The organism is Bradyrhizobium sp. ORS 278, assembly GCF_000026145.1.
Taxonomy (GTDB): Bacteria; Pseudomonadota; Alphaproteobacteria; order Rhizobiales; family Xanthobacteraceae; genus Bradyrhizobium.
Window position 1 is genome coordinate 2,516,953 of sequence record NC_009445.1, and the last position, 24,818, is coordinate 2,541,770.

Sequence of the window (24,818 nt, forward strand, 5' to 3'; positions counted from 1 at the left end):
CTGGTGCCGCCGCAATGGCCGCGACCTCACCGGTCCTTGAGCTCAAGGGCATCGGAAAGCAGTTCGGCGCAATCCGCGCCCTGCACGCGGTCGATCTCTCGATCAGTCCCGGTGAGGTCGTCGGCCTGATGGGCGACAATGGCGCCGGCAAGTCGACCCTGGTGCGCATCATCGCCGGCAACTTCCCGCCGAGCCAGGGCACGATCAACTTCGACGGACGCGAGGTGCATTTCCATCGCCCGATGGATTCGCGCAGCGTCGGCATCGAGGTCGTCTATCAGGACCTCGCGCTTGCCAACAATCTCACTGCCGCGGCCAACGTCTTCCTCGGCCGCGAGCTGAAGCGCAGCGTTGGTCCGCTCAAGCTGCTCGATCACAAGGGGATGGAGGCGCGCGCGCTGGAATTGTTCCGCGAGCTGCGCTCGGAGACGCGGCCGCACGATCTCGTCAAGGACATGTCGGGCGGCCAGCGCCAGGCGGTGGCGATCGCGCGCACGCGCCTCTCGAACGCCAAGCTGGTGATGATGGACGAGCCGACCGCAGCGATCTCGGTGCGCCAGGTCGAGCAGGTGCTGAGCCTGATCCATCGCCTGAAGGAGCAGGGCATCGCCGTGATCCTGATCTCGCACCGCATGCCCGACATCTTCGCAGTCTGCGACCGCGTCGTGGTGATGCGGCGCGGCGAGAAGAGGGCCGACAAGCCGGTCGGCGAGACCAGTCCCGAGGAAGTCACCGCGCTGATCACCGGCGCCAAGGAGGCGGCGTGATGTCCGTTCCATCCGAGACCAGCCCCGCGAGCCCCGACGTCACCTTCACCAATGTCGGCGCCGCACGCTGGTGGCACCGCGGCGTGTTCGCCTCGCAGACCGCCTATGTGACGCTGGCGCTGGTCGCGCTCATCATCGTGATGAGCTTCGCCAGCCCTTATTTCCTCACCGAAGGCAACCTGCAGAACGTCGCCAAGAACTTCTCCTTCATCGCGATCGCGACGCTCGGCATCACCTTCGTCATCATCACCGGGGGCATCGACCTGTCGGTCGGCTCGATGATGTGCCTCGCCGCGATGATCACCTCGATGGTGATGGTGACGCTGTCGACGCCCGGCACGCCGCTGGCCGCGCTGTTCGTGCATCTCGCCGCCGACGGCAAGACCGTGGTCGCCAACGTGCCCGGGCTTATCCTGCTGGTGTCGGTGCTGGCAGGGCTTGCCGTGTCGGTGCTGGTCGGCCTCATCAACGGGATGTGCATCGCCATTCTCGGCCTGTCGCCGTTTGTGACCACGCTCGGCATGCTCTCGATCGTGCGCGGCCTCTGCTACGTCATCTCCAACGGCCGCGGCAGCTTTCCCGGCGGTCCGGATGCCGACTATTTCTATGCGCTGACCTCGGGCGACGTCTATGGCGTGCCGGCGCCGTTCATCTACCTGATGGTGCTGGCGCTGGCGATGGCGCTGGTTCTGCATCACAGCGCGTTCGGCCGCCACGTCTTCGCGATCGGCGGCAACGAGAAGGCGGCCGAGCTGACCGGCATCTCGGTGACGCGGGTCAAGATCGAGGTCTATGTGATCGGCGCGGTGGCTGCGGGGCTGCAGGGCATCATCATCTCCGGCTGGCTGGGCTCGGCGCCGGCCAACATGGCGACGTCCTACGAGCTCAACGTGATCGCCGCCGCCGTGATCGGCGGTGCCAATCTCGCCGGCGGTCTCGGCGGTCCGCTCGGCGCCATCGTCGGCTGCGTGCTGCTCGAGGTGATCAGGAACGGGCTGGTGCTGGCGCAGGTCAATTCGTACTGGCAGCAGACGCTGGTCGGCGTGATCATCATCGCCGCCGTACTGGTCGATCGCATCCGCTCGCGGCTGCTGTAGTCAAATGAGGATACTGGCCGGGATGAGACTGATCACGTCTATCCGCACCCGGCACAGACAATCATCATGGATAGACGATGAGGAGGGAAACCCATGAAGAAGATCGTTCTTGCGGTCGCATCGCTCGCGCTCCTGATGGGCTCGGCGCAGGCCGAGACCAAGTACCGTTTTGCCGTCGTGCCTAAGGCGATGAACAATCCGTTCTTCGACGTCGCGCGCGACGGCTGCATGAAGCGGGCCAAGGAGCTCGGCAATGTCGAGTGCATCTACAAGGGGCCGATCGAGCACGAGCCGGCCACCCAGGCGCAGATCATCCAGGACTTCATCACCCAGAAGGTCGACGGCCTCGCGATCTCGGTCGCCGACGTCGCGGCGATGACCAAGTCGATCGACGCGGCGACCGCGGCCGGCATCCCCGTCATCACCTTCGACGCTGACGCCCCGGGCTCCAAGCGCCTCGCTTATATCGGCACCAACAACAAGGATTTCGGCCTCGCGCTCGGCAAGCAGCTGCGCGAGCTGCGGCCTGACGGCGGCAAATACGCCATGGTGTCGGGCGGCCCGGGCGCCAAGAACCTGGCCGAGCGCGTCGAGGGCGTGCGCGAGGCGCTCAAGGGCTCGAAGTGGACCGAAGTGGCGGGCTCGCCGACCTTCTGCAACGACGATTCCGCACTCGCCGTGCAGCAGATGACTGACCTGCGCACCGCCACGCCGGACCTCGGCGCGATCGTCCCGGTCGGCGGCTGGCCGATGTTCGCGCCCGAGGGCTACAAGGCGTTCGTCAACAAGAACAAGAAGGACATCGACGCCGGCAAGCTCACGCTGGTGGTCGCCGATACGCTGAAGATGCAGCTCGAGTTGCTGCGCGACGGCTATTCCAACGCGCTGACCGGCCAGCGTCCGTTCGAGATGGGCGAGAAGTCGATGGACGCGCTGCTGGCGATCAAGAAGGGCGAGAAGGTGCCGGAGGTGATCTACACCGGCCTCGACCTCGTCACCAAGGACAACGTCGCCAAGCTCTTGAACTAATACGGTTCCTCCCGGGGAAAACCTGGCGGTCCGGCACCCGGCTTCGGCCGGCGGCCGGGCCGCCCTTTTTGTGTGCCGCAGACGCCTGCCGCATCGGGCGCTCGGCGAAGCCAGGTATGATTGCGCCACTCCGTGCCGTAGATCACGCCGCCAACCGCCTCCACACCTGTCATCGTCCGCGCAGGCGGACGATCCAGTATTCGGAGGCGCCCGTGATCGATCGAGAGCCCGCGGCGTACTGGATCATCCGCCTGCGCGGATGATGACAGCGTTGGTGAAGGCGCGCCGCATGCCTCAAGTTGACAAGGAATGATGTCTGACCTAAGTCAGATATCATGCTCGATCCCGTCGCTCGCGTCCGCCGCTTCAACCGCGCCGTCACCTCGGAGGTCGGCGCGCTCGATACGTCGTTCCTCGGCCGAGGCCGGCCGCTCGGCGCGGCGCGCGTGCTCAATGCGATCGGCCATGGCCGCAGCGACGTGGCGGAGTTGCGCGACTATCTCGCGCTCGATTCCGGACTGATGAGCCGCTTCCTGCGCGGCCTCGAGGACGAGGGGCTGATCACGACGAAGCCGCATCCCGACGATGCGCGCCGCCGCAGCGCGAAGCTCACCGCCGCCGGCCGGCGCGAGTTCGAGGCCTATGAGACGCTCTCCAATGCGCAGGCCTCCGCGATGCTCGCGCGCTCCAGCCAGCGCGAGGCACTGCTCGCGGCGATGGACATGGTCGCTGCCGCGCTCGGTCGCGACCGCATCCGCATCGACGAGGTCGATCCGCGCGGCGATCCCGCGCGCTATTGCCTCGGCGAGTACTACGCCGAGCTGTCGCGCCGTTTCGCGCGCGGTTTTGACGTCGCGCTGTCGCGCGATCCCGACGCACTGGACATGATGGCGCCGCGCGGCGCCTTCTTCGTCGCGCTGTCCGACGGCCTGCCGCTCGGCTGCGTCGGGCTGAAGGGCTCGGGCGGCGCGGTCGCCGAGATCAAGCGCCTCTGGGTCGCCCCGGCCGCCCGCGGCCTCGGCCTCGGCAGGCGCCTGATGGACGCAGCCGAAACGGCCGCGCGAAGCCTGTCGATCACGACGCTGCGGCTCGACACCAACAGCGCGCTCGGCGAGGCGCAGCAGCTCTATCGCGCCACCGGATGGACCGAGATCGACCGCTTCAACGACGATCCCTATCCGGACCTGTTCTTCGAGAAGCGTCTATCATGACAGCATCGATTGTCATGCTGTCGTCAGCGCCACCTTCATGTCCCGCGCTTCATAGACGCAGCGGTCGTCCGCGAGCACGCGTCCATCAGCGAGGCCGAGCACGAGGCGGCCGCGGCGGACCTGGCGCATGTCGACCTCATAGCGCACGCAACTCACCTCCGGCGTGATCTCGCCGCGAAAGCTCACCTCGCCGACACCGGTGGCGCGGCCCTTGCCGGGCGAGCCCGACCAGCCGAGCCAATAGCCCACCATCTGCCACATCGCGTCGAGGCCGAGACAGCCCGGCATCACGGGATCGCCGCGGAACAGGCAGTCGAAGAACCAGAGCTTCGGCGTGATGTCCAACTCGGCGACGATGCGCCCCTTGCCATAGCGGCCGCCGTCCAGGCTCAATTCGGTGATTCGGTCCATCATCAGCATCGGCGGCGCCGGCAGCTGCGCGTTGCCCGGCCCGAAATAGCCGCCCTCACTGGAGCGAAGCAGATCCTGCTTGCTGTAGGACGATTGCGGCACGTGAAAGTCGCGGGGATCGGGCAAGGCATCATCTCCGGTTCTGCCATCGGCGGCGGTTCCGCGGCTAAAGGATGGGAGTGCAGTGCCGATGCTTCAAGCGACCGCAGCGAAATAGCTGAGCGTGTGACAGTGTCGGGATTCGTGAGCGATCCGGTCATCGCCTGTTGCGCTTGCCGCGGCCGATCAAAATGCAGATCGCCTTAGCCAAGCCCGGGCTTCGCGTCAGTTGGCTTTGAACCGGCGGCCGATGAGCGAGCGTCTCACACGAACGCGCCGCGCTCCGGACCAGCGGACCTCCGCGGCCGGATCGGCGTTAATGGCTCGGCAACGGCTTGATGAACGGAATGGGCGGGTGGGCGAATCGAGAGAAGGGGCGACGACGTCGCGTCATGCCGTGTTCCAGAATTCGACACATTCACGGCCCGACGCGCGTTGCAGCGCTGGTGAGATTTCGCCTCACTTCACCCCAACACATGTTCGAGCTTATAAATGCCCGGGCACGGCTCGCGCAGGGCGCAGATGAACAGCATTGAATCGGGATACGGCATGCCGACACGATCGACGGGAGCTCGGGCCATCGCAGCGCTGCAGGGGCGGGGAGCAGCCATGTTGGCCGTTGCGGCCGTCATGACATGGGCTCTGCCCGCAACCGGTGCCAGCGCGCGGCAGGCGCGGCCCGCCCCGGTCACCGAGGCGACGGCGCCGCGCGCGCATGGCGATCCGATCATGGCGATCGTATCGATCAAGACCCAGAAGGTCACCTTCTATGATTCCGAGGGGTGGATCTGGCGCGCGCCGGTTTCGACGGGCGTGTCCGGCCGTGAGACGCCGGCCGGCGTGTTCGCGATCATCGAGAAGGACAAGGACCACCATTCGACGCTCTATGACGATGCCTGGATGCCGAACATGCAGCGCATCACCTGGAACGGCGTCGCGCTGCATGGCGGACCGCTGCCGGGCTACGCCGCCTCGCATGGCTGCGTCCGCATGCCCTATGGCTTTGCCGAGAAGCTGTTCGATCGTACCTGGATCGGCATGCGCGTGATCATCGCGCCCGGCGATCCCGTCCCGGTGGAGTTTTCGCATCCTGCCTTGTTCAATCCGAGTGCGGAGGCACTGGCCGCCGCGCCGTCGCGGGCCGCGACCTTGGGCCGCGAGGCCGAGGACGCCGCCAGGATCGCCGACGAGGCGAAGACGGCCGCCGCCGCGGCCGAGCGCGACGCCAAATCGCTCAAGGCCGCGCTGCGCAAGCTGGAGCAGGCCAAGGCCAGGGCCGAGGCCGAGTTGAAATCCGCCGACAAGAAGCTCGCCGCCGCCAAGACCGACCAGGCGAAGGCTCAGGCCGAGGAGGCGAGGCAGAAGGCCGACACCAAGGCGACCGAGGCGGCGGCGCAGTTCGAGACCGCCAAGACGGATACGGCAGCCAAGCTCGCCGCCGCAGCGACGACGAAGGACGCCGCAAAGGCGGCGGCGGCGAAGAAGTCCGAGACCAGCAAGGCGGCCACCGAGGCGAAGCTCGCCGGCGAGCCGGTCTCGGTCTACATCAGCCGCTCGACACAGATGCTCTATGTCCGCCGCAACACCCACAAGCCGGCGCCCGACGGCGGCGGCGAGGTGTTCGATACCTCGATCGAGTCGCCGGTCACGATCCGCGATCCCGACCGGCCGCTCGGCACGCACATCTTCACCGCGGTGGCGCAGAATGGCGCGGGGCTGCGCTGGACCGCCGTCACCATCGACGACGGCGACGACGCCAAGGATGCGCTCGACCGCATCACCATTCCAAAGGATGTGCTCGCCCGGATCGCGCCGACGGCGGTGCCGCGCTCGTCGATCATCGTCTCCGACGAGCCGCTGTCGAGCGAGACCAATTATCGCACGGAGTTCGTGGCGGTGCTGAGCAATCAGCCGCAAGGCGGCTTCGTCACGCGACGGCCGACGACCAATGTCGATATGGCGAGCGATGACGGATCCGATGAGGGGTTCGGCAATTTCTTCCAGCGCAGCTGGGACGGCCAGCCCATGGCGCCGTCGCGCCGCCGCGGCCCGCCGGTCTACTACCGGCCGGTGCAGCCGAGCTGGTGGTAGCCAGCCGGGCCGGTGCGTGACCGCGCGCGGGGCGCGCGGTCGATCTCATTTCGGTCGTTCAAGCAGGCTCAGTTGCGTCCGGCCGGCACCACGCCGGGCCACTGCATCGCGAACGGCTGCACGGTCTGCGGCTCGGCTTCGGATGCGCGGGCGATGCGGCGGACACGATGCTTGTGCGGGCGGCTGATCGAGCTCGTTGCGTCGCGCGCGGTCTCGATGCGGGCGACCTGCTGGCGGATCTCGCCGGTGGTGGAGCGCAGCTGATCGATGCCGATCTCATTGGTCGCCGCGGCCGCGCGCAGCCCGCTCAGCTCAGCCGAGGTGTCTTCCTGGGCGGTGCGCAGGCGGATGGCCTGCCGCTTCAATAGCGCGATGTCGGACTCGATCCGGTCGGCCACGTCGCGACGGCGCGTTTCGCTCTCGTCGGCGGCGGTGCGCAAGGTCGCAAGGCCAGTCTCCGCACTGGTCAGGCTGGCGCGCAGCTGGATCAGCTCGCCGGACGTGTCGTTCTGGCGCTCGCGGAGCCGCGCGGTTTCCGTCTTGAGCTGGTTGAGCTCAGAGGTCAGTGCGGCGACGCGGGTCTCGAGCGAAGGCGAACGCTCCATCGAGAACGACAGGCTCTGGGCGCCGCCGCCGCTCCACCAGATCACGCCGGCGCTCGCGGCGAGCGCCAGGCTCATGGCGATACGGAGGGAGGCCGTGCCGCTCTTCGGCGGGACGTCCGGCGTCTTGGTGGATTTGTGCATCGGCGGGTCTCCGAGATTCGATTGAGACCATTATGACCATATTAAGGTTGCTAATGTTCTAAGCGCGCCGCGTCCGCGCGACATTCGAGCCACGTAGATTTGCGGGGCGAGCGTGCGACGGCATCGGCGCTGAACTACAAAGCGGGCCGCTTCAAGGTGCTGTCGTTCTTGATTGCATCTGAAGGTTGTCGATCGGAATGGCGTCGTAGGCTGCGGCTCTCCGGCTCTCCTCACTGTGTCTTGCGAGACGAGGCTGCTCTTCGCATGCGCGCCTCACCCTCCGGAAAAGCACTTCGCACGCTACGCCGATCATGATCTAAATCGCAGCCATGTCCGATACCCCGAACAACGCGGCTCCTCCGCCATTCGAACAGCTTGCCGAGGCGATCCGGCATCGCCGCTCGGTCTATGGCCATATCAGCGGCCTCACGATGGAGCGCTTCGCTCCGGGCGAGGCGTGGTCGATCTTGCCTTATCGCGACGTGTTCGTCGGTGACAGCGACACCGGCGTGATCCATGGCGGCGTCGTCACGGCGATGCTCGACGAGAGCTGCGGCATGGCGGTGCAGCTCGCGCTCGACGGCACGAGCGCCATCACCACCCTGGATCTGCGCATCGACTACCAGAAGCCGGCGACGCCCGGGCTCGACATCAAGGCGCATGCGGTGTGCTTTCGCGTCACCCGCTCGATCGCCTTCGTCCGCGCCACCGCCTATCAGGACGAGGAGAGCGAGCCGGTCGCGACCGCGACGGCCTGCTTCATGATCGGCGCCAACCGCACCAACATGCTGACCGACCGGCCGGCCTTCACCGGCGCGCCGCCGCCGCTCGAAGCGCCGGACGGTGGCGCGGGGCTGTTTGCCAATAGCCCGTTCGCCCGCTGCCTCGGCATCCGCCTCGCCGACGACGACACGCTGGTGATGCCGTTCTCGCGGCAGATCATCGGCAATCCGGTGCTGCCCGCGATCCATGGCGGCATGACCGGCGCGTTCCTCGAAACCGCCGCGATCGTCACCGTGATGCGCGAGCTGGGCGTGCCGCCGCCGAAGCCGATCGGCCTCACCATCAATTATCTGCGCTCGGGCCGCGCGCTCGACAGCATCGCCTCCGCGTCGATCGTCAAGCAGGGCCGCCACGTCGTCGCCTTCGAGGCGCGGGCCTGGCAGGATGACGCCACGAAGCCGATCGCGACCGCGTTCGGCCACTTCATGTTGCGGCAGCTGCCGGGGCAGGAGCAGGATTGAGACCGGCCGCTTTGACCCGCGATCACGGCTTGCGCAGGATCTTGTCCATGGCCTTGCCGCGCGCGAGCTCATCGATCAGCTTGTCGAGGTAGCGGACCTCCCGCATCGTCGGCTCCTTCACCTCCTCGACGCGGACACCGCAGACGACGCCGGTGATCAGTGACCTCGCCGGGTTCATGGCGGGCGCCTGCGCAAAGAAGGTCTCGACGTCTGTCTGCCGCTCCAATTGGGCCTCGAGCTGCGCCTGATCGTAGCCGGTCAGCCAGCGGATGATCTGGTCGACCTCGGCCTTGCTGCGCGCCTTCTTCTCGCCCTTGGCGACGTAGAGCGGGTACACGCTCGCGAAGCTCGCCGTGGTGATGCGGTGTTTCGCCATCAGCATCTCCTCTCCGACGATGATATCACACCGCAGACCGCGCATGCAGATCGAAGCGGAGCGCTAGGCTGGCAGGAACATCGGAAACGACACCCCGATCGCCCAGGCCAGGATCAGGCCGAGGCCGATGCCTTCGGCCATCGGTGAGCCGGTCCTGCGGCCGACGCAGCCGCCGATCAGTCCGAACACGATGAAGAACAGCACGATGACCGGGATGATGATCAGCAGGAAGAACAGCCGCCTGAGATCGAGTGCGACCGCGCCGCCGAGCGAAGCCAGAAAGGCGGTGCGGATCCACAATGTCCGCCACAGCGCTGCATGGCCGCCCTGGTTGGCGATGCTGTCGGCCAGCATGGCGGGCACGGCACCCACGGCGATCGCCGCGATGATCGGCAGGCGGGCGGGGATCGGCATGAACGATGCGACATAGCGATCGAGCGCGCCGCCAAAGATGGCGATGCCATAGGCGGCGAGCGCGAGCGCCGCAAGCCACGCCACGCGGCCGAAGCGGACGCCCATCAGGCGCAGCATGGTGAGAGACAGCACGCCATAGACGAACAGATGCACGGCGAGATAGTCCGCGACGAGCACCGGCAGGAAGCGCGTATTGACGAACCGCAGCACGATCGGCGTCACCACCGCCGGCACCACGGTCGCCATGGCGAGGCTGCGCAAGGCGATCGGCGCTGGTGATGCATCGCTTGCCGGCAGCAGCGCGGCCAGCGGCCAGGCCAGCAGCACGATGCCGGCGAGCAGCAGTGCGATGGCGCCGCCGGTCGCAGCCACGGGACCGCTGCTCGTACGACCGAAGACCCGGTCGAGCCAGTCGCGTGCCTCGCGCATCCCCGTCGTCGAATACAGCACGCTGACATGCTCGACGCCCGGCGCCACCACGGCGCGGCGTCCGCCGCCAGTTGCGGGATCACCGACCGTGTCGCCTTCATGCGCAGCGGGATCCGCGAGCCGAAGGTTGCGCAGCGCATCCCGGCGGAGCGCGCTTTCCCATTCGCCGGTGATGATCAGCAGATTGCGTGGCGCGCCGGCCGTCACCGCTTCCGAGAACATCGAGATCGCCACCGTCGCCGCGATGCGCGGATCCGCCAGCGCCTGGCGAACGATGATATCCGACGCCATCGAATGCCCGAGCAGCGCCACGCGGCCGTCGGCGCCCGGCAACGCCAGCGCGGCATCGGTGACGCGGCCGATCTCGCTCATCAGCTTGCGGGTGGTGCCGTCGACGCGGGTGACGTCGCCGGACATCGGCGTGGGATTGCGGCCGTGGCCTTCGAAGTCGAACGAGACCGCGAGATAGCCCGCATGCGCCAACGTCAGCGCATAGGCCTCCATGAACTGGCGCGAGCCGGCAAAGCCATGCGCGATCACGACGACCGGCGACGCCGGAGCGCCGTCGCGACGATACACCGTCATGGGCGTCGATCCGGCCTGCAGCGACGTGATGGTCACGCCCGCACGCTCGCTTTCGAGCCAGAAGATGCCGGTGACGCAGAGCGCGAGGCCGACAAGCAGGGCGATCCCGCGTGTCCCGATGGCGTGTGGCTTGCGCGTCGCGCGCTCCATGACCTGCTCCGTTCCCGCCGACCCTAGCGCAGGGATGCGCGCCGTAACAGTCGCCGGTCGACCGGCGGCATGGCGGCATCGAACGAAACCCACGCCGCTTCGTTGACAACGCCGCGGCGGCCCTGTTCGGTGGGCCGTCAAACGGCAAGGAGGATGCATGAAACCGGAGGTGATCTGCCTGATGGCCTCGAGCGTCGATGGCCGGACCTGGCCGAGCCGCTGGCGGCCGAAGGGCTCGGGCGACCTGTTCGAGCAGGTCCACGAGAAGCTCGGCGGCGATGCCTGGCTGATCGGCCGCGTCACCGGCCAGGAATTCGCCAAGGGCACGACCTATCCCGCGACGACGACCGAACGCTTTCCGCGCGAGAACTGGATCGCGAGGCGCGAGGCCAAGGCCTATGGCGTGGTGCTCGACGGCCAGGGCAAGATCTGCTGGGGACGTTCGGACATCGGCGGCGATCCGATCGTCGTCGTGCTCACCGAAGCCGTTTCGGATGCCCATCTCGCAGGTCTGCGCAGCGAGGGCGTCTCCTACATCTTCGCCGGCGCAACCTCGATCGACCTGCCGCGCGTCCTCGACATCCTCTCGCGCGAGCTCGGCGTCAAGCGTCTGCTGCTCGAAGGGGGCGGCCATGTCAACGGCACGTTCCTGCGCGCCGGGCTGGTCGACGAGCTCAACCTCGTGCTGTGTCCGGCCGTGGACGGCGCGAAGGGCGCGCCGATGGTGTTCGATTCCTCGGAGGCCGAATCCGACCAGCGCGCGCCTGTGACGGCGATGTCGCTGGAAAGCACGACGGCGCTGGAAGGCGGGGCGCTGTGGCTGCGTTACAAGCTCACCAACGCCGCCGCCGTGCCGGCCCAGGCCAGCCATGGATGAGCGAAGCGATCACGTCATCATCGTCGGCGCCGGCGCTGCGGGACTGATGGCCGCGCGCGAGCTGTCGCGCGCCGGCCGCACGGTGACGCTGCTCGAGGCGCGCGACCGCTGCGGCGGCCGGATCCATCCGCTGAGCGAGCGCGCCTTCGGATACAGGGCAGAGGCGGGCGCCGAGTTCATTCATGGCGACGCGCCGGTCACCCGCGGGCTGCTGGCTGAGGCCGGGCTCGCCGCGCAGTCGATCGCAGGCGAGCGATGGCATGTCGACAACGGCGTGTTCTCGCGGCGGGATCCCGCCGACCGGCAGATGGAGCAGCTGTATCGGGTGCTGGCAGAGCTCGATGCGGATCTCACGGTGACGGCGCTGCTCGATCGCCATTTCGCCGGCGCCGAGTTCGCGGCCTTGCGCGACTCCGTGCTCGGCATGGTCAAGGGATATGATGCCGCCGATCCCGATCGCGCCAGCGTGTTCGCGCTGCGCGAGGAGTGGATGGGGGGCGAGCGCGGCGGGCAGGCGCGTATCGTCGGCGGTTATGGCGTGCTGCTGGACCATCTCGTCGCCGAATGCCGTGCGCGCGGCGTGACGTTTGCGTTCGAGGCGGTCGTGACGGCGATCGAGAGCGGGGACTGCGGAGCGCTCGTCCGCTGTGCTGACGGCCGGACACATCGCGCTGACATGGTCATTTTGACGGTGCCGCTGCCGTTGTTATCGTCCATCGCGCTGCCGCCGGCGATGCGGGCCCAGGTTGCGGCCAGCGCCGATATCGGCTTCGGCAACGTCATCAAGCTGCTGCTGCGCTTCGAGCGGCGCTGGTGGACGGCGATGGAGGCACGCGATCTGTCGGACGTGCTGTTCGTGCTGTCGGATGCGATCGTGCCGGTGTGGTGGACGCAGCATCCAGACGATCACGCCGTGCTGACCGGCTGGCTCGCCGGCCCAGCCACCGACGGCTTCGCGGCGCTCGACGACCAAGCGCTGGTCGAGGCCGGGCTCGTCGCGCTTGCTGATATCTTCGCCAAGCCGGTGACCGTGCTCCGGCAGGAGCTCACCGCGGCGCATGTCACCGACTGGGCAAGGGACCCGTTTGCGCGCGGCGCCTATTCCTACGCAACGCTCGCCACGCGAGGCGCCCAGGACCTGCTTGCGCGCCGGGATGGCGGGCCGGTGCTGATCTCCGGCGAGGCGCTGTATCGCGGCCGTGACATGGGCACGGTGGAAGCGGCGCTGGCGAGCGGTCAACAGACGGCGCAGCTCATCCTCGCAAGGTGATCGCCTCCGCGGCGGACGCGTGACGTCGCGCGTTCACACGTCATCTGTCGCGAGATCGTCATATCTGTCGCGCGCGCGTCACATGCGCGTCAGCCAAGCCCGGTAGTCGATACTCCCGTTTCAAGAATGAGCGCGCAGGTTGCGCAGCGATGGGGGCATCTGATGCGGTCGAGGAATTTTCACCGGGCGCTGTCGAGCGCGGCGCTCGCGGTCCTGCTTGCGGCTTTCGCGGTGCCTGTGCACGCCGATGATCGCGATGCGAATGGCGATCGCTCCTATCACGACCGCGATGACGACCATGATCGCGACCGCGATCACGATCGGCGCGGCCGCCGATCGCCGCGCGTGGTGCTGATCTCGCTCGACGGCGCCAAGCCCGACTTCATCGAGAAATTCATTGAGCAGGGCGTGCTGCCGCGCGACGGCGGGCTGGCCCGGCTGAGCCGCCGCGGCGCGGTCGCGAAGCAGAATGTGACGGCGTCGCCATCACTGACGGCGGTGTCGCATGTCGAGATCGCCACCGGCTCCACGGCGGTTCACAACGACATTCCGTCGAACACGTTTCAGGCGATCGTGGCGCCGATCACCTCCAGCATCAGCGGTTTCGCCGCGCCGATCGGCGGCTACCGGCTGAGCCCGCTCGGGCCGAGCCCGCAGCCGACCGCGGCGCCCTTGTGGGTGCAACTGCGCCAGCACGGCAAGAAGGTGGTCACCGCGACCTGGCCGGGCGGCGACGGCGCCGACATCTCGATCAACAATACCGTGGTGCAGCCGGCGCAGCCGACCCGTATCACCGACTACACCGTTCCGTTCGGCGCCTTCGGCGGCCTGTCGGCGCAAGGCTTTTCGCTGACGCGCAGCGACTTCGTGACGGATCCGGCCGTGATCGCGGCGCTGCAGTCGGCGGGCCATTCGTCCTACAGCCCGGTGCTCGTCACGGCGGCGCCGATCGAGACCTTCTCCTGCGCCTCCGCGGCGCCCGCGACTTGTACCAGTGCCGCGACGCTCGACCTGAAATACGCGATCCGCGTCGCCGCGATCGACACCAGCAATGACGGTCAGGTGAACTACGACACGCTGGTGTTCTTCGATACGACCCGCGGCATCACCGCGGGGCCGTTCCAGGCGCCATCCACGGGACCCGCTTTCGCCAAGATCGGCGGCGAGAATGCTCCATTCTTCTTCGAGGGCAGCGGCGCCAAGGTCGGCACGGCCTATTTCGTCTCCGCGCTGGCGCCTGATCTCTCGACCGTGCGCTTCGCCCGCTACGGCGCCAACTACATCCCGCGCAACGCGCCCGTGCTGGCCGATGTCGACGACATCAACAACAATATCGGCTTTTGGCGCCCGCAGGCCGATTACCGCGTCCCCGAGCGGCTGAGCCCGGGCTTCACCAGCTTCCCGGACGTCGAGATCGAGGCCATGTTCGAGGACATGGTCAAAACCTTCGTGCGCTACCAGGCGGCGATCGGCGAGCGCGCCATCCGCAAGCATTCGGATGCTGATCTCGTGATGATCTATATCGAGCAGCCCGACGGCTCCGAGCACCAGTTCCTGCTGACCGATCCGCGCCAGGGCACCAACCCCAAGGATCCGAACTCGATCGGCGCCGGCCAAGACCCAGCCAAGGTCGCGCGCTACGCGTCCTACATCAAGGCGGCGTATCAGGCGGCCGACAAGGCGGTGAAGCGGATCAGCGACACCGCGGGCCGTGACAGCAACGTCATCGTGGTGTCGGATCACGGCTTCGCGCCGTTCCACACCTCGGTGAGCATGCTCAACATCCTGCGCAACGCCGGCATCGACACCACCAAACTGGCGATCCGCACCTCGGGCCCCGCAGTCAACATCTACGTCAACCTGCAGAACCGCGAGGCGGGCGGCACTGTCGATCCGGCGAGCTACAATGCGCTGGTGACGCAGGTCGCCAATGCCGTGAAGAATGCCGTCGATCCCAATCCGAAGTTCAACACCTCGCTCAAGGACGGCCGCCTGTTCACGGTGGTCGAGAGCCGGCCGCTGCAATGCGACGCCGGCACGGGGCTCTGCACCAGCAAGACCATCGGCCAGGACTTCGGCGACGTGTTCGCGCTGATGGCGCCCGGCTATAATTTCGACGGCATCCAGAACCCCGGCATAGCCCGCCTCGGCGACGCGCCGTTCAACGCGACCACGACGACGCTGTCGATGCCGAACTTCTACGGCGCCCACGGCCACGATCCGGAGATCGCCGAGATGAGCGCGACCTTCATCGCCGCTGGTCCCGACATTCGCGAGGGAACGACGATCCGGCGGATGCGCAACATCGACGTGGCGCCGACCATCATGCGGATCCTCGGCGTCAAGCCGCAGCAGGTCGATGGCGAGGTGCTGCACAAGATCCTGCGCTGAGCTGCGCAGACTGAACGACTACGCGACGGCCGGCATGTGCTCGGCCGCCGCGGCGAGGCTCGGCGCGGCCACGATCTCGAGCTGCTGGCGCAGCCAGCGGTGCAGAGGATCGTCGTGGTGGCGCAGGTGCCAGACCATGTACATCGGCATGACGGGGCAGGGGACCGGCACCGGAGCGATGGCGAGGCCGCGCAGCATGTAGGCGCGCAGCAGACCCGGCAACGTCGCGATGATGCGGCTGCCGCGCAGGAATGGGCCGATGCCGCCGAAGCCCGGAACCTGCGCGACGAAGCGCCTGACGAGGCCGCGCTCGGCCAGCACCTCATCGATGTCGAGCCGGCGGCGCGGCTCATAGACGACGGTAACATGATCGCTTGCGAGATACTCGTCCAGGCTGCGCGGCGGCTCGCGCTGGCTGGCATCGTAGAACACGCGGTAGCTGTCCTCGAACAGCCGCTTCTGCATGATGTCGCTGCCCTCGGGCGGGCGCGGCGTGATCATGAGCTGGCAGTGCTCCTCACGCAGCATCTCCGGTGTCGGCGCGCCTGATTGGATCACGCGCAGGCTGAGACCGGGCGCTTGCGCGCGCGCATAGCGCAGCAGGGACGGCAGCAGCAGATCGCGCTGCAGATCGTTGGCGGCGATCGTGACCTGCGCGGAGATCTTGGCCGGTTCGAAGGCGGCGGCATGCGAGAAGCTGCGGAGGTCGTCGAGCAGCGCTCGGGCGCGCAAGGCGAGCAGCTGCGCATGCGCCGTCGGGACGATGCCGCGGCCCGATTTCACGAACAGCGGATCGCCGGTGATGGCGCGCAGCTTGTCCAGCAGATGGCTGACGGCCGATTGCGTCACGCCGAGCCGATGCGCGGCGCGCGTCACCGAGCCCTCCTCGATCACGGCGAGCAGCAGCTGCAGCAGGTGGCCGTCGAGGTCCAAATGATCGAATTGGCTCATGGATCGGATCGGCCTGATGGCCTTGATCGGCGGTGTCTCCTGACGATACTGGCGGGCACGGACCACGCCGCGTTTGATCCAGATCAAACGCGGCCCGTCAGAACGCTTTCAGGGGAGGGACCCAATGTCCGCCACATCGGCCCGGCAGCCTGTGCCCGGCACCACAATCTTCGACGGCGAGCAGGCCCGCAAGGGCTATGCGCTCAACAAGATGTGCTACTCGTTCAACGACGCCGCCAACCGCAAGGCCTTCGTCGCCGACGAGGACGGCTATTGCAGCAAGTATGGTCTCAACGACCAGCAGCGCGCCGCGATCAAGAGCCGCAACGTGCTCGCGCTGATCGAGGCCGGCGGCAACGCCTATTACCTCGCCAAGTTCGCCGGCATCTTCGGCCTGGACATGCAGGACATCGGCGCGCAGCAGACCGGACTCACCAAGGATCAGTTCAAGGCCAAGCTTCTGGCGGCGAGGGGGTAAGCATCATGGCAAAGATCGTCGGCAGCATCACCACGTCTCACGTTCCGGCCATCGGCGGCGCGATCGCCAAGGGGCTGCAGCAGGATCCGTATTGGAAGCCGTTCTTCGACGGCTTTCCGCACGTCCGCGACTGGCTCGCCAAGGTGAAGCCGGATGTCGTCGTGCTCGTTTACAACGATCACGGCCTCAATTTCTTCCTCGACAAGATGCCGACCTTTGCGATCGGCGCCTGCGAGAGCTACAGCAATGCCGACGAGGGCTGGGGCATTCCGCAGACCGCGCCGTTCAAGGGCGACAGCGAATTGTCCTGGCACCTGATCGAGCATCTGGTGGGAGAGGATTTCGACCTCACCACCTGCCAGGAGATGGTCGTCGATCACGCCTTCACCTTGCCGATGGCGCTGTGCTGGCCGGACCAGAAATGGCCGGTACGCGTGGTGCCGGTGGTCGTCAACACCGTGCAGGCGCCGCTGCCCTCGGCCGCGCGCTGCTACAAGCTCGGACAGGCGCTGGCGCGCGCGATCGAGTCCTGGCCGAAGGACGAGCGCGTGGTGGTGATGGGCACCGGCGGCCTGTCGCATCAGCTCGACGGCGAGCGGGCGGGATTCATCAACAAGGACTTCGACGAGAAATTCATGGCCAGCATGGTCGACGACCCGGCCTGGGCGACGAAGTACTCCACGACCGAGCTCGTCGAGCTGTCGGGCACGCAGGGCGTCGAGCTGCTCAACTGGATGGTCGCGCGCGGCGCGCTGCCGGAGAAGGTCCGCAAGGAGCATGCGAACTATCACATTCCGATCTCCAACACGGCGACCGGATTGATGGTGCTGGAGCCGGTGTAACGGCTGCTCCAGGATTTGTTTTCTGGATGGCGATTACAGCGAGCTGTTCCGCCAATGACCATCACGCGGTATGGGTCCCGGCTCAAGGCCGGGACGACAGCGGAGGGCTTGGCGCGACCGCGCGATATAAAAGGTGTCGTCCCGGCGAACGCCGGGACCCATACCGCGGAAGCTATCGAGGGACGTTGCTATCAGTTGCACTGCCTTGACTGACACGACCCGTGCGTCCGCCCCCGAACCCGACCCTCTTTCCGTGAAGAACGGGGAGAGGGAGCGCAGCGTCTTTGTGACGCAAGGCTCGCGCGATTGTGAGGCGCAGCTAAGCCTCCGCCTGCGGCGCCTGCGCGCCCGACTTCAGCTTTTTCATGAACTCTCGGAACGCCGGACCGAGCTCGGCGAACAGCGGCTCGCCGCGGTGTTTCAGCAGGACGCCGCCGAGCAGCTTCAGCCCGGTGACGAAGGCCTTGCTCTCGTTCGGGTCGAACAGGCCGCGGCGCTGGACGCGGGCGACGATCTCGTTGAGATCGTCGTGGCTGGTGATGGTGAAGTCATAGGTCGGGCCGGCGCCGCCGTCGGCGCGCGGACCGATGTCGCTGACTTCGATCGCATAGGTGTGAGGCATCTCGTCGCTCCTTGCAACAAACGGGCGTGATCAGGTGGCGGAGTCGTCGTCGCCCTGGATCTCGGCGATGGCGCGCATCAGGATGCCGCTGACGCGCTGGCCTTCCGCCTCGCTCCAGCCAGGGCGATGCATCTTCAGTGCCATCTTCAGCGTCTGCACCGCCTGCAGCACCGGCTCCGGCGGATGCATGCCGCCCATCGAGCGCGCCATGATGCGCAGGCGGCTGAGCAGCCCCTCGATCGCGGCGGCATCGTCCTTCAAGGCCTGGCGTCCGGCGTCAGTGATCGCGAACAGCTTCTTGCCGCCTTCCGACGACGCGGCTTCGATCTGGCCCATGTCCTCGAGCAGATTGAGGATCGGGTAGACCGAGCCGGGGCTCGGCGAATAGGCGCCGCCGACCAGCTGCTCGACCGCCTTGATCAGCTCATAGCCGTGACGCGGTTTCTCGCCGATCAGCCACAGCAGCAGGCTGCGCAGATCGCCCGGGCCGAAGAAGCGGCCGCCGCCGCCACGCCCGAACTCCTCGCGGCCGCCACGCCGGCCGCGCTCGAACAGGCCGGCCGCACGCGGGCCGAAGCCGCCGCCGCGCCCGCCCATGCGCATCTCCTCGCCGGCCTCGTCGAAGCCGTGCCGCTCATGCCGTCCGCGACGGCCCCAGCCGCGCTCCTGCCGCTCGTCGTCCCGGTGGGAGGGGCCGAAATTCCAATGATGATGTCTCATACGATATGATCTCCGTTTCGTACGAATGATATATCGTTTTAGTGTTTCGTTTGTCAATGGCGATTGATGTGACTTGCCGATTCTCCCATCAAGCCATTGATTTTATGGGCACATCAGGACGTTGCCGTGGCCTCGCCTCCGAGAGCCGCCGTCTCATGCGCCGTCCCGCGATGGGCAATTAGGGTGTAGGCGACGGGGACCACGAACAGCGTGAACAGGGTGCCAATGGCCAATCCGGTGGCGATCACCAGGCCCATGTTGAAGCGCGACACCGCCCCGGCGCCGCTGGCGGTGATCAGCGGGATGACGCCGAGCACCATGGCCGCCGTCGTCATCAGGATCGGCCGCAACCGGATGGTGGCGGCCTCGATGATTGCCTCGGTGCGGTCCTTGCCGTGCTCGCGCAGCTCGTTCGCGACCTCGACCATCAGGATGCCATGCTTGCTGACGAGGCCCATCAGGGTGACGAGGCCGACCTGGGTGTAGATGTTGATGCTGGCGCCGCCCAGACCGAGGTTGATGAAGATCAGCGCGCCCGCCAGTGACATCGGCACCGAGACCAGGATGATGATCGGGTCGACGAAGCTGTTGAACAGCGCGGCGAGCGCCAGGAAAATGATGATGAGCGCGAACACGAAGGTGGTGACGAAGCCGCCGGATTCCTGTTCGAGCTGCCGCGAGGCGCCGCCATAATCGATCGAGTAGCCGGATGGCAGCGACGTCGCGAGCTGCTTCAGGCTGGCGAGCGCATCGCCCATCGCCACGCCCGGCATCGCCACGCCCGAGATCGTCGCGGCGTTGATCTGCTGGAAGTGGTTGATCGATTCCGGAATCGTCTTGTGCTCGAGCCGGGCCACCGTCGACAGCGGCACCATCGCGTTGCCGCTGGTGCGGATCGAATAGTCGAGCAGCTGATTGTCGGTGAGGCGGTCATTTTGGCGAACCTGCGGGATCACCTTGTAGGAGCGGCCCTCCAGGCTGAAATAATCCAGATAGTTGCCGCCGAGCATGGTCGCGAGCGCGGCGCCGAGATCGCTCATCTTCAGGCCGAGATCGGCGGCCTTGTCGCGGTCGAACACGACGGTGGTCTGCGGCTTGTCGATCTTCAGGTCGGTATCGAGGAAGATGAACCTGCCGCTCGCCAGCGCCTTGGCCATGAAGTCGCGCGAGACGTCGTTGAGCTCGGAGAACGATCCGGTGGTGCCGATCACGAATTGGACCGGCAGGCCGTTGCTGCCTGGCAGCGGTGCGGGCTGGAACGCCACGGAGCGCGCCCCGGCGATGCCGTTCAGCATCTGCTGGAATTCCGGCTGCAGGGTCTTGGTCGTCGCCTTGCGCTGATCCCAGGGTTTCAGCACCCAGCCGCCGATCGCCTGCGTCGGGGTGTCGATCTGGAACACGGTGCGGGTCTCCGGACGCTGCGCGATCAGGCCGAACAGCTGCTGGCCGTAGAACTCGCGCTGCTCGAGCGTGGCCGAGGGCGCGGAGTTGGTCAGCGACAGCACGATGCCCTGGTCCTCGTCGGGCGCGAGTTCGCTGGTCGAGCTGACATAGAGCCAGGGGATCATCGCCAGCAGCGAGAGCGCGAACACCACGACGACAGGTTTGGTAGTAAAGACGCTCTCGAGGCCGCGGCGATAGCCATCGGAGAGCCGTTCGAGCACGTGATCGATGGTGCGGACGAGGCGCGCCTCGATGGTGGTGGCGTCGCGCGCGGTCCGGCGCAGCAGCCAGGCGCAGTTCATCGGCGACAGAGTCAGCGCGATCACCGCCGAGACCGTGACGGCGCCGGCGAGGGTGAAGGCGAACTCGGTGAACAGTGCGCCGGTGAGGCCGCCCTGGAAGCCGACGGGCACGTAGACCGCGATCAGAACCACGGTCATGGCGATGATCGGGCTCGCCAGCGATCGGGCCGACTGGATCGCCGCCTCGACCGGCGAGACGCCCTCGTCGATCAGCCGGTGCACCGCCTCGACGACGATGATGGCGTCGTCGACGACGAGGCCGATCGCCAGCACCAGCGCCAGCAGGGTCAAGAGATTGATCGAGAACCCCATCAGCAGCATCAGGCCGAAGGTGCCGATCAGGGACAGCGGGATCGCGATCACCGGGATCAGCACCGAGCGCCATGACCCGAGGAACATGAACACGACGAAGATCACGATGGCTATCGCTTCCACCAGCGTGTGGACCACCTCGTCGATCGAGGAGTTCACGAAGTCGGTGGAGTCGTAGAGAACCTCGCTGGTGATGCCATTCGGCAGTTGGCGCTGCAGGTCCGGCAGGACTGCCTTCACGCCGTTGATGACATCGAGCAAATTGGCGGTCGGCGCCACCTGGATGCCGATATAGACGGCGGTCTTGCCGTTGAAACGTGTGGCGCTGTCGTAGTCATCGTTGCCGAGCGTGACATTGGCCACGTCTCGCAGTCGGATGATCGCGCCATTGACCTGCTTGATGACGAGATTGCGGTACTGCTCCAGCGAATGCAGGTTGGTTGCGGCGGCAAGATCGACCTGCACCAGGCGACCCTTGGTGGTGCCGAGACCGGAGATGTAGTCGTTGCCCGACAGCGCCGTCGATACGTCTGTCGCGGTCAGACCGTAGGCGGCGAGCTTGTCCGGATCGAGCCAGGCGCGCAGCGCGAATTTCTTGGCGCCGAGCAGCTCGGCGGTCTGCACGCCGGAGACGGCCTGCAGCTTCGGCTGCACCACGCGGGTGAGGTAGTCGGTGATCTGGTTCGGCGCCAGCACCTCGCTGGCGAAACCGATATACATCGCATCGATGGTCTGGCCGACCTTCAGGGTGAGCGTCGGCTGCTGCGTGCCGGTCGGCAGCTGGTTCAGCACCGAGTTCACCTTGGCGTTTATCTCGGTCATCGCCTTGCCGGAATCGTAGTTCAGCCGCAAGTTGACGGTGATGGTGCTGCTGCCAGTCACGCTGGTCGAGGTCATGTAGTCGATGCCGTTGGCCTGGGCGATCGCGTTCTCCAGGGACGTCGTGATGAAGCCGGCGATGATGTCGCTGTCGGCGCCGGCATAGGCGGTGCTAACCGTGACGATGGCGTTCTGCGTGCGGGGATATTGCAGGATGGCGAGCGTGGTCATCGAGCGCAGGCCGAGCACGAGGATCAGCGCGCTGACCACGAGCGCCAGCACCGGCCGGCGGATGAAGATGTCTGTGAAACGCATGGGTAGCTCTGAACGTGGGGCTTGCGCGGTTACTGATCGACGACGTTTGGCGCAGCTTCCGCCGCGGGCACGTGCGAGTTATCGATCTTCACGGGACTGCCATTGCGCAGCTTGATCTGTCCGGCGATCACCACGGTCTCGCCCGGCTTGACGCCCTCGGTGATGGCGACGCGATCGCCCTTGGCCGGCTTGCTCTTGATGAACATCTGCCGCGCCTTGCCTTGTCCGTTTTTGAGATCATCGACGACGTAGACGAGATCGCCATAGGGATTGCTGACGACGGCGGTGAGCGGCAGGGTGACGAGCTGCTCCGGCTGGCCGATGCCGATCTCGACCTTGGCGAACATACCCGGCAGCAGGCGCGCGCTGGCATTGTGCAGGGTGGCGCGGACCTGGACGTTGCGGCTGGTAGAATCCACTTTGGCGTTGATCGCGGAGATCTGCCCGGTGAAGCGCTCGCCGGGAAAGGCATCAACTGAGATGCCGACGTCCTGGCCGATCCTGATGTCGGCGAGTGACTGCTGCGGCAGATAGAAGTCGACGAAGATCGGATCGAGGCTCTGCAAGGTCACGATCGTGGTGCCGGCGCCGAGATACTGGCCGAGATCGACGGCGCGGATGCCGAGGCGGCCGGCAAACGGCGCCTTCAATGCCTTCTGCTCGACGATTGCCTTCTGCTGCATGACGAGCGCCTGCGCGTTCTTCAGGTTGGCGCGGTCGGTGTCCAGCGTCGCCTGGCTGACCGCGTTGAACTTGATCTGCTCCTCGTCGCGCTTGACGACGATGGCGTAGTTCTCCGCGGTGGCCTGCAGCGACTGCAGCTTGGCGACGTCGTCGGTGGCGACGAGCTGCAGCAGCGGCTGGCCGGCTTCGACGGCATCGCCGGAATTGAACTGGATGCTCTGCACGATGCCCGACGCCTGCAGCGCCAGGTCGGCGCCGTTGACGGCACGCAGCGAGCCGACGGCGGTGAGTTTCGAGCGCCACGGCGCAGTCGCTGCCGTCGCGGTCGAGATCGTCTGCGGCGGGTTGGCCATGGCGCCGATCGCCTTGGCGATCATGATGCCCTTGAACGTCTGGAAACCGTAGAGGCCGCCGAACAGAACGGCCATCGCGGCCAGCATGATGACCATGCGCTTCTTCATTACATTGCTTCCTGGATCGTGCGAGTAGGGCCGGCGAAATAGCCGGGGTTGGCGCGCGGCATCGCCGCCGGTGTCTCGTCCTGGCGGTTCCACCAGCCGCCGCCGAGCGCCTGGAACAGGGCGGCGGTGTCGGTGAAGCGCGTCGCCTGCGACTTGATGCGGGAGACGCGGGCGTTGAGATAGGATTGCTGCGCCGTGATGACGTTGGCGTAGGGCACGGCGCCGCTCTTGAATTGCTCGATCGCCATCGCGAGGCTGTCGGCGGTAGCCTTCTCGGCGGCCGCCTGCGCCTTCAGGGATTCGGCGTCGTATTGGATGGCGCGCAGCGAGTCGGCGACATTCTGGAAGGCGGTGATCACGGTGCTTTTGTAGAGCGACAGATCCTGCTCGAAGGTCGCAACGTCTGCCTCCTTGGTGTGATACAGCGCGCCGCCGTCGATCAGCTTCTGGCTGACGCCGGAGGCCGCCTCCCACACGATGGTCGTCGGCGAGAACAGCCGCTCCGGCCCGCTCGCGCCATAGCTGCCCGACAAGGTGAGCTGCGGCAGCAGATTGGCGATGCCCACGCCCACCGTCGCGGTGGCCTGGTGCAGGGTCGCCTCGGCCTGGCGGATGTCGGGACGCTGGCGCACCAGCGAGGAGGGCAGGGAGACCGGCAGCTTGCGCGGCAGTCTCAGCTCCGCAAGCGTCACATGCTCGCCGCGGTCCTGAGACGGCAGCCGGCCGAGATAGGCCATCAGCTGGTTGCGCTGCTGCGCCAATTGTTTCTGCAACGGAGCGAGCGTGGCCTTGGCCTGCGCCAAGGTCGCCTCCTGCGACAGCACGTCGGATCTGGAGATGGCGCCGACGTCGAACTGGCGCTGGATGCGGCCGAGCTGATCGGTCTCGGCCTTGATGATCTCCTCGGTCGCCGCGATTTGGTCGCGCAGCGAGGCATCGGTGATCGCGGCCGTCACGACATTGGCGGTGAGCGACAGATACGTCGCCTCCATCCGGAAGGCCTGGTAGTCGGCCTGCGCCTGCAGCGCCTCGACCTGACGCCGTGTGCCGCCCCAGATATCCAGCGCATAGCTGACGCTGACCGAGGCGCCATAGAGCGTATACAGCGACGTCTGACCCGGCCAATATCCCTGCTGGGTGGTGGATCCCTGGGTGCGCTCGGCCGATCCACTCGCGCTCACCTGCGGAAACAGCGCGCCCTGTTGGGACAGCGCGTTCTCGCGCGCTGCGCGCAGCGCCAATTGCGCGGCCTCGATGTCCGGATGATTGCGAATCGCCTCGGTGACGAAAGCGTTGATCTGCCGCGAGTGAAACAGCGACCACCAGACGGCAGGCAGGTCGCCGCCTGCTGCGAAGCTCTGCGCATCACCGCCCAGCGTTGCGGCGCCGGCGGTTGCAGCGAGGCGCTGCTCGCGGACGTAGCCGGCCGATGCGGGCGCATCGGGTGACAGGAAATCCGGGCCGACGGCGCATGATGCAAGCAGGACGCCGCAACCGATCAGGCTGATGGGCAGCAACGTCGCGCGCCGCACCGCGCCCCACCGCAAGCCGGCGTGAAACATTTCGACATGATCAGACATAAAACTAAACCGTTTCGTTTTGTGCCTGGACGATGCTCGCCGCTCCGGGAGTCGTCAAGTCACGTTGATGACAGGGCCGATGCTGCGCGATCTCTGTTGTGG

Annotated in this window: 21 protein-coding genes; 11 read left to right on the forward strand and 10 right to left on the reverse strand. The window is 66.7% G+C overall.

The genetic code is table 11. The features are described 5' to 3' along the window. Window positions 1–14: 14 nt before the first annotated feature. The 4 genes from BRADO_RS11065 to BRADO_RS11080 all read left to right on the forward strand — a co-directional run bounded on the left by BRADO_RS11065 (window position 15) and on the right by BRADO_RS11080 (window position 4,104). On the forward strand, window positions 15–767 hold the full coding sequence (locus BRADO_RS11065) for an ATP-binding cassette domain-containing protein (protein WP_011925405.1): 753 nt from the start codon (window positions 15–17) through the stop codon (window positions 765–767). Continuing rightward, window positions 767–1,864, forward strand: coding sequence for an ABC transporter permease (locus BRADO_RS11070; RefSeq protein ID WP_011925406.1), 1,098 nt, complete (start codon window positions 767–769; stop codon window positions 1,862–1,864). Before BRADO_RS11065 ends, BRADO_RS11070 begins: the two co-directional genes overlap by 1 nt. 93 nt (window positions 1,865–1,957) lie before the next feature. Beyond that, the gene (locus BRADO_RS11075) at window positions 1,958–2,893 is read left to right on the forward strand and encodes a sugar-binding protein (RefSeq protein ID WP_011925407.1); all 936 of its coding nucleotides are present in this window, start codon (window positions 1,958–1,960) and stop codon (window positions 2,891–2,893) included. A 335-nt stretch (window positions 2,894–3,228) separates the two neighbouring features. Next, window positions 3,229–4,104: a bifunctional helix-turn-helix transcriptional regulator/GNAT family N-acetyltransferase gene (locus BRADO_RS11080; protein WP_011925408.1), complete on the forward strand. Its 876-nt coding sequence runs from the start codon at window positions 3,229–3,231 to the stop codon at window positions 4,102–4,104. Window positions 4,105–4,116: 12 nt separating this feature from the next. Here BRADO_RS11080 and fabA read toward each other — a convergent pair whose 3' ends face one another. Further along, window positions 4,117–4,641 carry a bifunctional 3-hydroxydecanoyl-ACP dehydratase/trans-2-decenoyl-ACP isomerase gene (gene fabA / locus BRADO_RS11085; RefSeq protein ID WP_011925409.1) on the reverse strand — a complete coding sequence of 175 codons (525 nt, stop codon included), beginning with the start codon at window positions 4,639–4,641 and terminating at the stop codon, window positions 4,117–4,119. Window positions 4,642–5,163: 522 nt separating this feature from the next. On the opposite strand from fabA, the gene BRADO_RS11090 reads away from it, so the two are divergent. After that, entirely contained in the window at window positions 5,164–6,705 is a 1,542-nt protein-coding gene (locus tag BRADO_RS11090; protein WP_041757442.1) for a L,D-transpeptidase, read from the forward strand. A gap of 68 nt (window positions 6,706–6,773) precedes the next feature. Here BRADO_RS11090 and BRADO_RS11095 read toward each other — a convergent pair whose 3' ends face one another. Continuing rightward, window positions 6,774–7,451 (reverse strand): hypothetical protein, encoded by a 678-nt coding sequence (locus tag BRADO_RS11095; RefSeq protein ID WP_011925412.1) that lies wholly within the window; start codon window positions 7,449–7,451, stop codon window positions 6,774–6,776. Window positions 7,452–7,780: 329 nt separating this feature from the next. On the opposite strand from BRADO_RS11095, the gene BRADO_RS11100 reads away from it, so the two are divergent. Then, window positions 7,781–8,695 carry a PaaI family thioesterase gene (locus tag BRADO_RS11100; RefSeq protein ID WP_011925413.1) on the forward strand — a complete coding sequence of 305 codons (915 nt, stop codon included), beginning with the start codon at window positions 7,781–7,783 and terminating at the stop codon, window positions 8,693–8,695. 22 nt (window positions 8,696–8,717) lie between these two features. Here the strand turns inward: BRADO_RS11100 and BRADO_RS11105 are convergent, their stop codons facing one another. Together BRADO_RS11105 and BRADO_RS11110 are read right to left on the reverse strand one after the other, a co-directional pair. Continuing rightward, window positions 8,718–9,071 carry a DUF2200 domain-containing protein gene (locus BRADO_RS11105; protein WP_011925414.1) on the reverse strand — a complete coding sequence of 118 codons (354 nt, stop codon included), beginning with the start codon at window positions 9,069–9,071 and terminating at the stop codon, window positions 8,718–8,720. Window positions 9,072–9,134: 63 nt separating this feature from the next. Next, the gene (locus tag BRADO_RS11110) at window positions 9,135–10,649 is read right to left on the reverse strand and encodes an alpha/beta fold hydrolase (RefSeq protein ID WP_011925415.1); all 1,515 of its coding nucleotides are present in this window, start codon (window positions 10,647–10,649) and stop codon (window positions 9,135–9,137) included. A gap of 157 nt (window positions 10,650–10,806) precedes the next feature. Between BRADO_RS11110 and BRADO_RS11115 the strand changes: the two genes are divergently transcribed. The 3 genes from BRADO_RS11115 to BRADO_RS11125 all read left to right on the forward strand — a co-directional run bounded on the left by BRADO_RS11115 (window position 10,807) and on the right by BRADO_RS11125 (window position 15,187). Beyond that, the gene (locus tag BRADO_RS11115; RefSeq protein WP_011925416.1) at window positions 10,807–11,526 is read left to right on the forward strand and encodes a dihydrofolate reductase family protein; all 720 of its coding nucleotides are present in this window, start codon (window positions 10,807–10,809) and stop codon (window positions 11,524–11,526) included. Then, entirely contained in the window at window positions 11,519–12,796 is a 1,278-nt protein-coding gene (locus tag BRADO_RS11120) for an NAD(P)/FAD-dependent oxidoreductase (RefSeq protein ID WP_011925417.1), read from the forward strand. Before BRADO_RS11115 ends, BRADO_RS11120 begins: the two co-directional genes overlap by 8 nt. A 162-nt stretch (window positions 12,797–12,958) precedes the next feature. Beyond that, window positions 12,959–15,187 (forward strand): alkaline phosphatase family protein, encoded by a 2,229-nt coding sequence (locus BRADO_RS11125; protein ID WP_041756364.1) that lies wholly within the window; start codon window positions 12,959–12,961, stop codon window positions 15,185–15,187. Window positions 15,188–15,205: 18 nt separating this feature from the next. Here BRADO_RS11125 and BRADO_RS11130 read toward each other — a convergent pair whose 3' ends face one another. Further along, the gene (locus tag BRADO_RS11130; RefSeq protein ID WP_041757443.1) at window positions 15,206–16,138 is read right to left on the reverse strand and encodes a LysR family transcriptional regulator; all 933 of its coding nucleotides are present in this window, start codon (window positions 16,136–16,138) and stop codon (window positions 15,206–15,208) included. A 124-nt stretch (window positions 16,139–16,262) separates the two neighbouring features. Between BRADO_RS11130 and BRADO_RS11135 the strand changes: the two genes are divergently transcribed. Both BRADO_RS11135 and BRADO_RS11140 read left to right on the forward strand, forming a co-directional pair. Continuing rightward, on the forward strand, window positions 16,263–16,616 hold the full coding sequence (locus tag BRADO_RS11135) for a protocatechuate 4,5-dioxygenase subunit alpha (protein WP_008966510.1): 354 nt from the start codon (window positions 16,263–16,265) through the stop codon (window positions 16,614–16,616). 5 nt (window positions 16,617–16,621) lie between these two features. Further along, window positions 16,622–17,458, forward strand: a complete 837-nt coding sequence (locus BRADO_RS11140; RefSeq protein ID WP_011925420.1) for a class III extradiol dioxygenase family protein — start codon at window positions 16,622–16,624, stop codon at window positions 17,456–17,458. A 319-nt stretch (window positions 17,459–17,777) separates the two neighbouring features. Here BRADO_RS11140 and BRADO_RS11145 read toward each other — a convergent pair whose 3' ends face one another. The 5 genes from BRADO_RS11145 to BRADO_RS11165 form a co-directional block, all read right to left on the reverse strand. After that, the gene (locus tag BRADO_RS11145) at window positions 17,778–18,080 is read right to left on the reverse strand and encodes a DUF3861 family protein (RefSeq protein ID WP_011925421.1); all 303 of its coding nucleotides are present in this window, start codon (window positions 18,078–18,080) and stop codon (window positions 17,778–17,780) included. A 30-nt stretch (window positions 18,081–18,110) separates the two neighbouring features. Continuing rightward, window positions 18,111–18,800, reverse strand: a complete 690-nt coding sequence (locus BRADO_RS11150; RefSeq protein WP_011925422.1) for a PadR family transcriptional regulator — start codon at window positions 18,798–18,800, stop codon at window positions 18,111–18,113. 113 nt (window positions 18,801–18,913) lie between these two features. Continuing rightward, on the reverse strand, window positions 18,914–21,991 hold the full coding sequence (locus BRADO_RS11155) for an efflux RND transporter permease subunit (protein ID WP_011925423.1): 3,078 nt from the start codon (window positions 21,989–21,991) through the stop codon (window positions 18,914–18,916). Between the two features lie 29 nt (window positions 21,992–22,020). After that, window positions 22,021–23,136, reverse strand: coding sequence for an efflux RND transporter periplasmic adaptor subunit (locus BRADO_RS11160; protein WP_041756365.1), 1,116 nt, complete (start codon window positions 23,134–23,136; stop codon window positions 22,021–22,023). Beyond that, window positions 23,136–24,716 (reverse strand): efflux transporter outer membrane subunit, encoded by a 1,581-nt coding sequence (locus tag BRADO_RS11165; protein WP_011925425.1) that lies wholly within the window; start codon window positions 24,714–24,716, stop codon window positions 23,136–23,138. The genes BRADO_RS11160 and BRADO_RS11165 overlap by 1 nt, the downstream gene beginning before the upstream one ends. Between the last annotated feature and the right edge of the window lie 102 nt (window positions 24,717–24,818).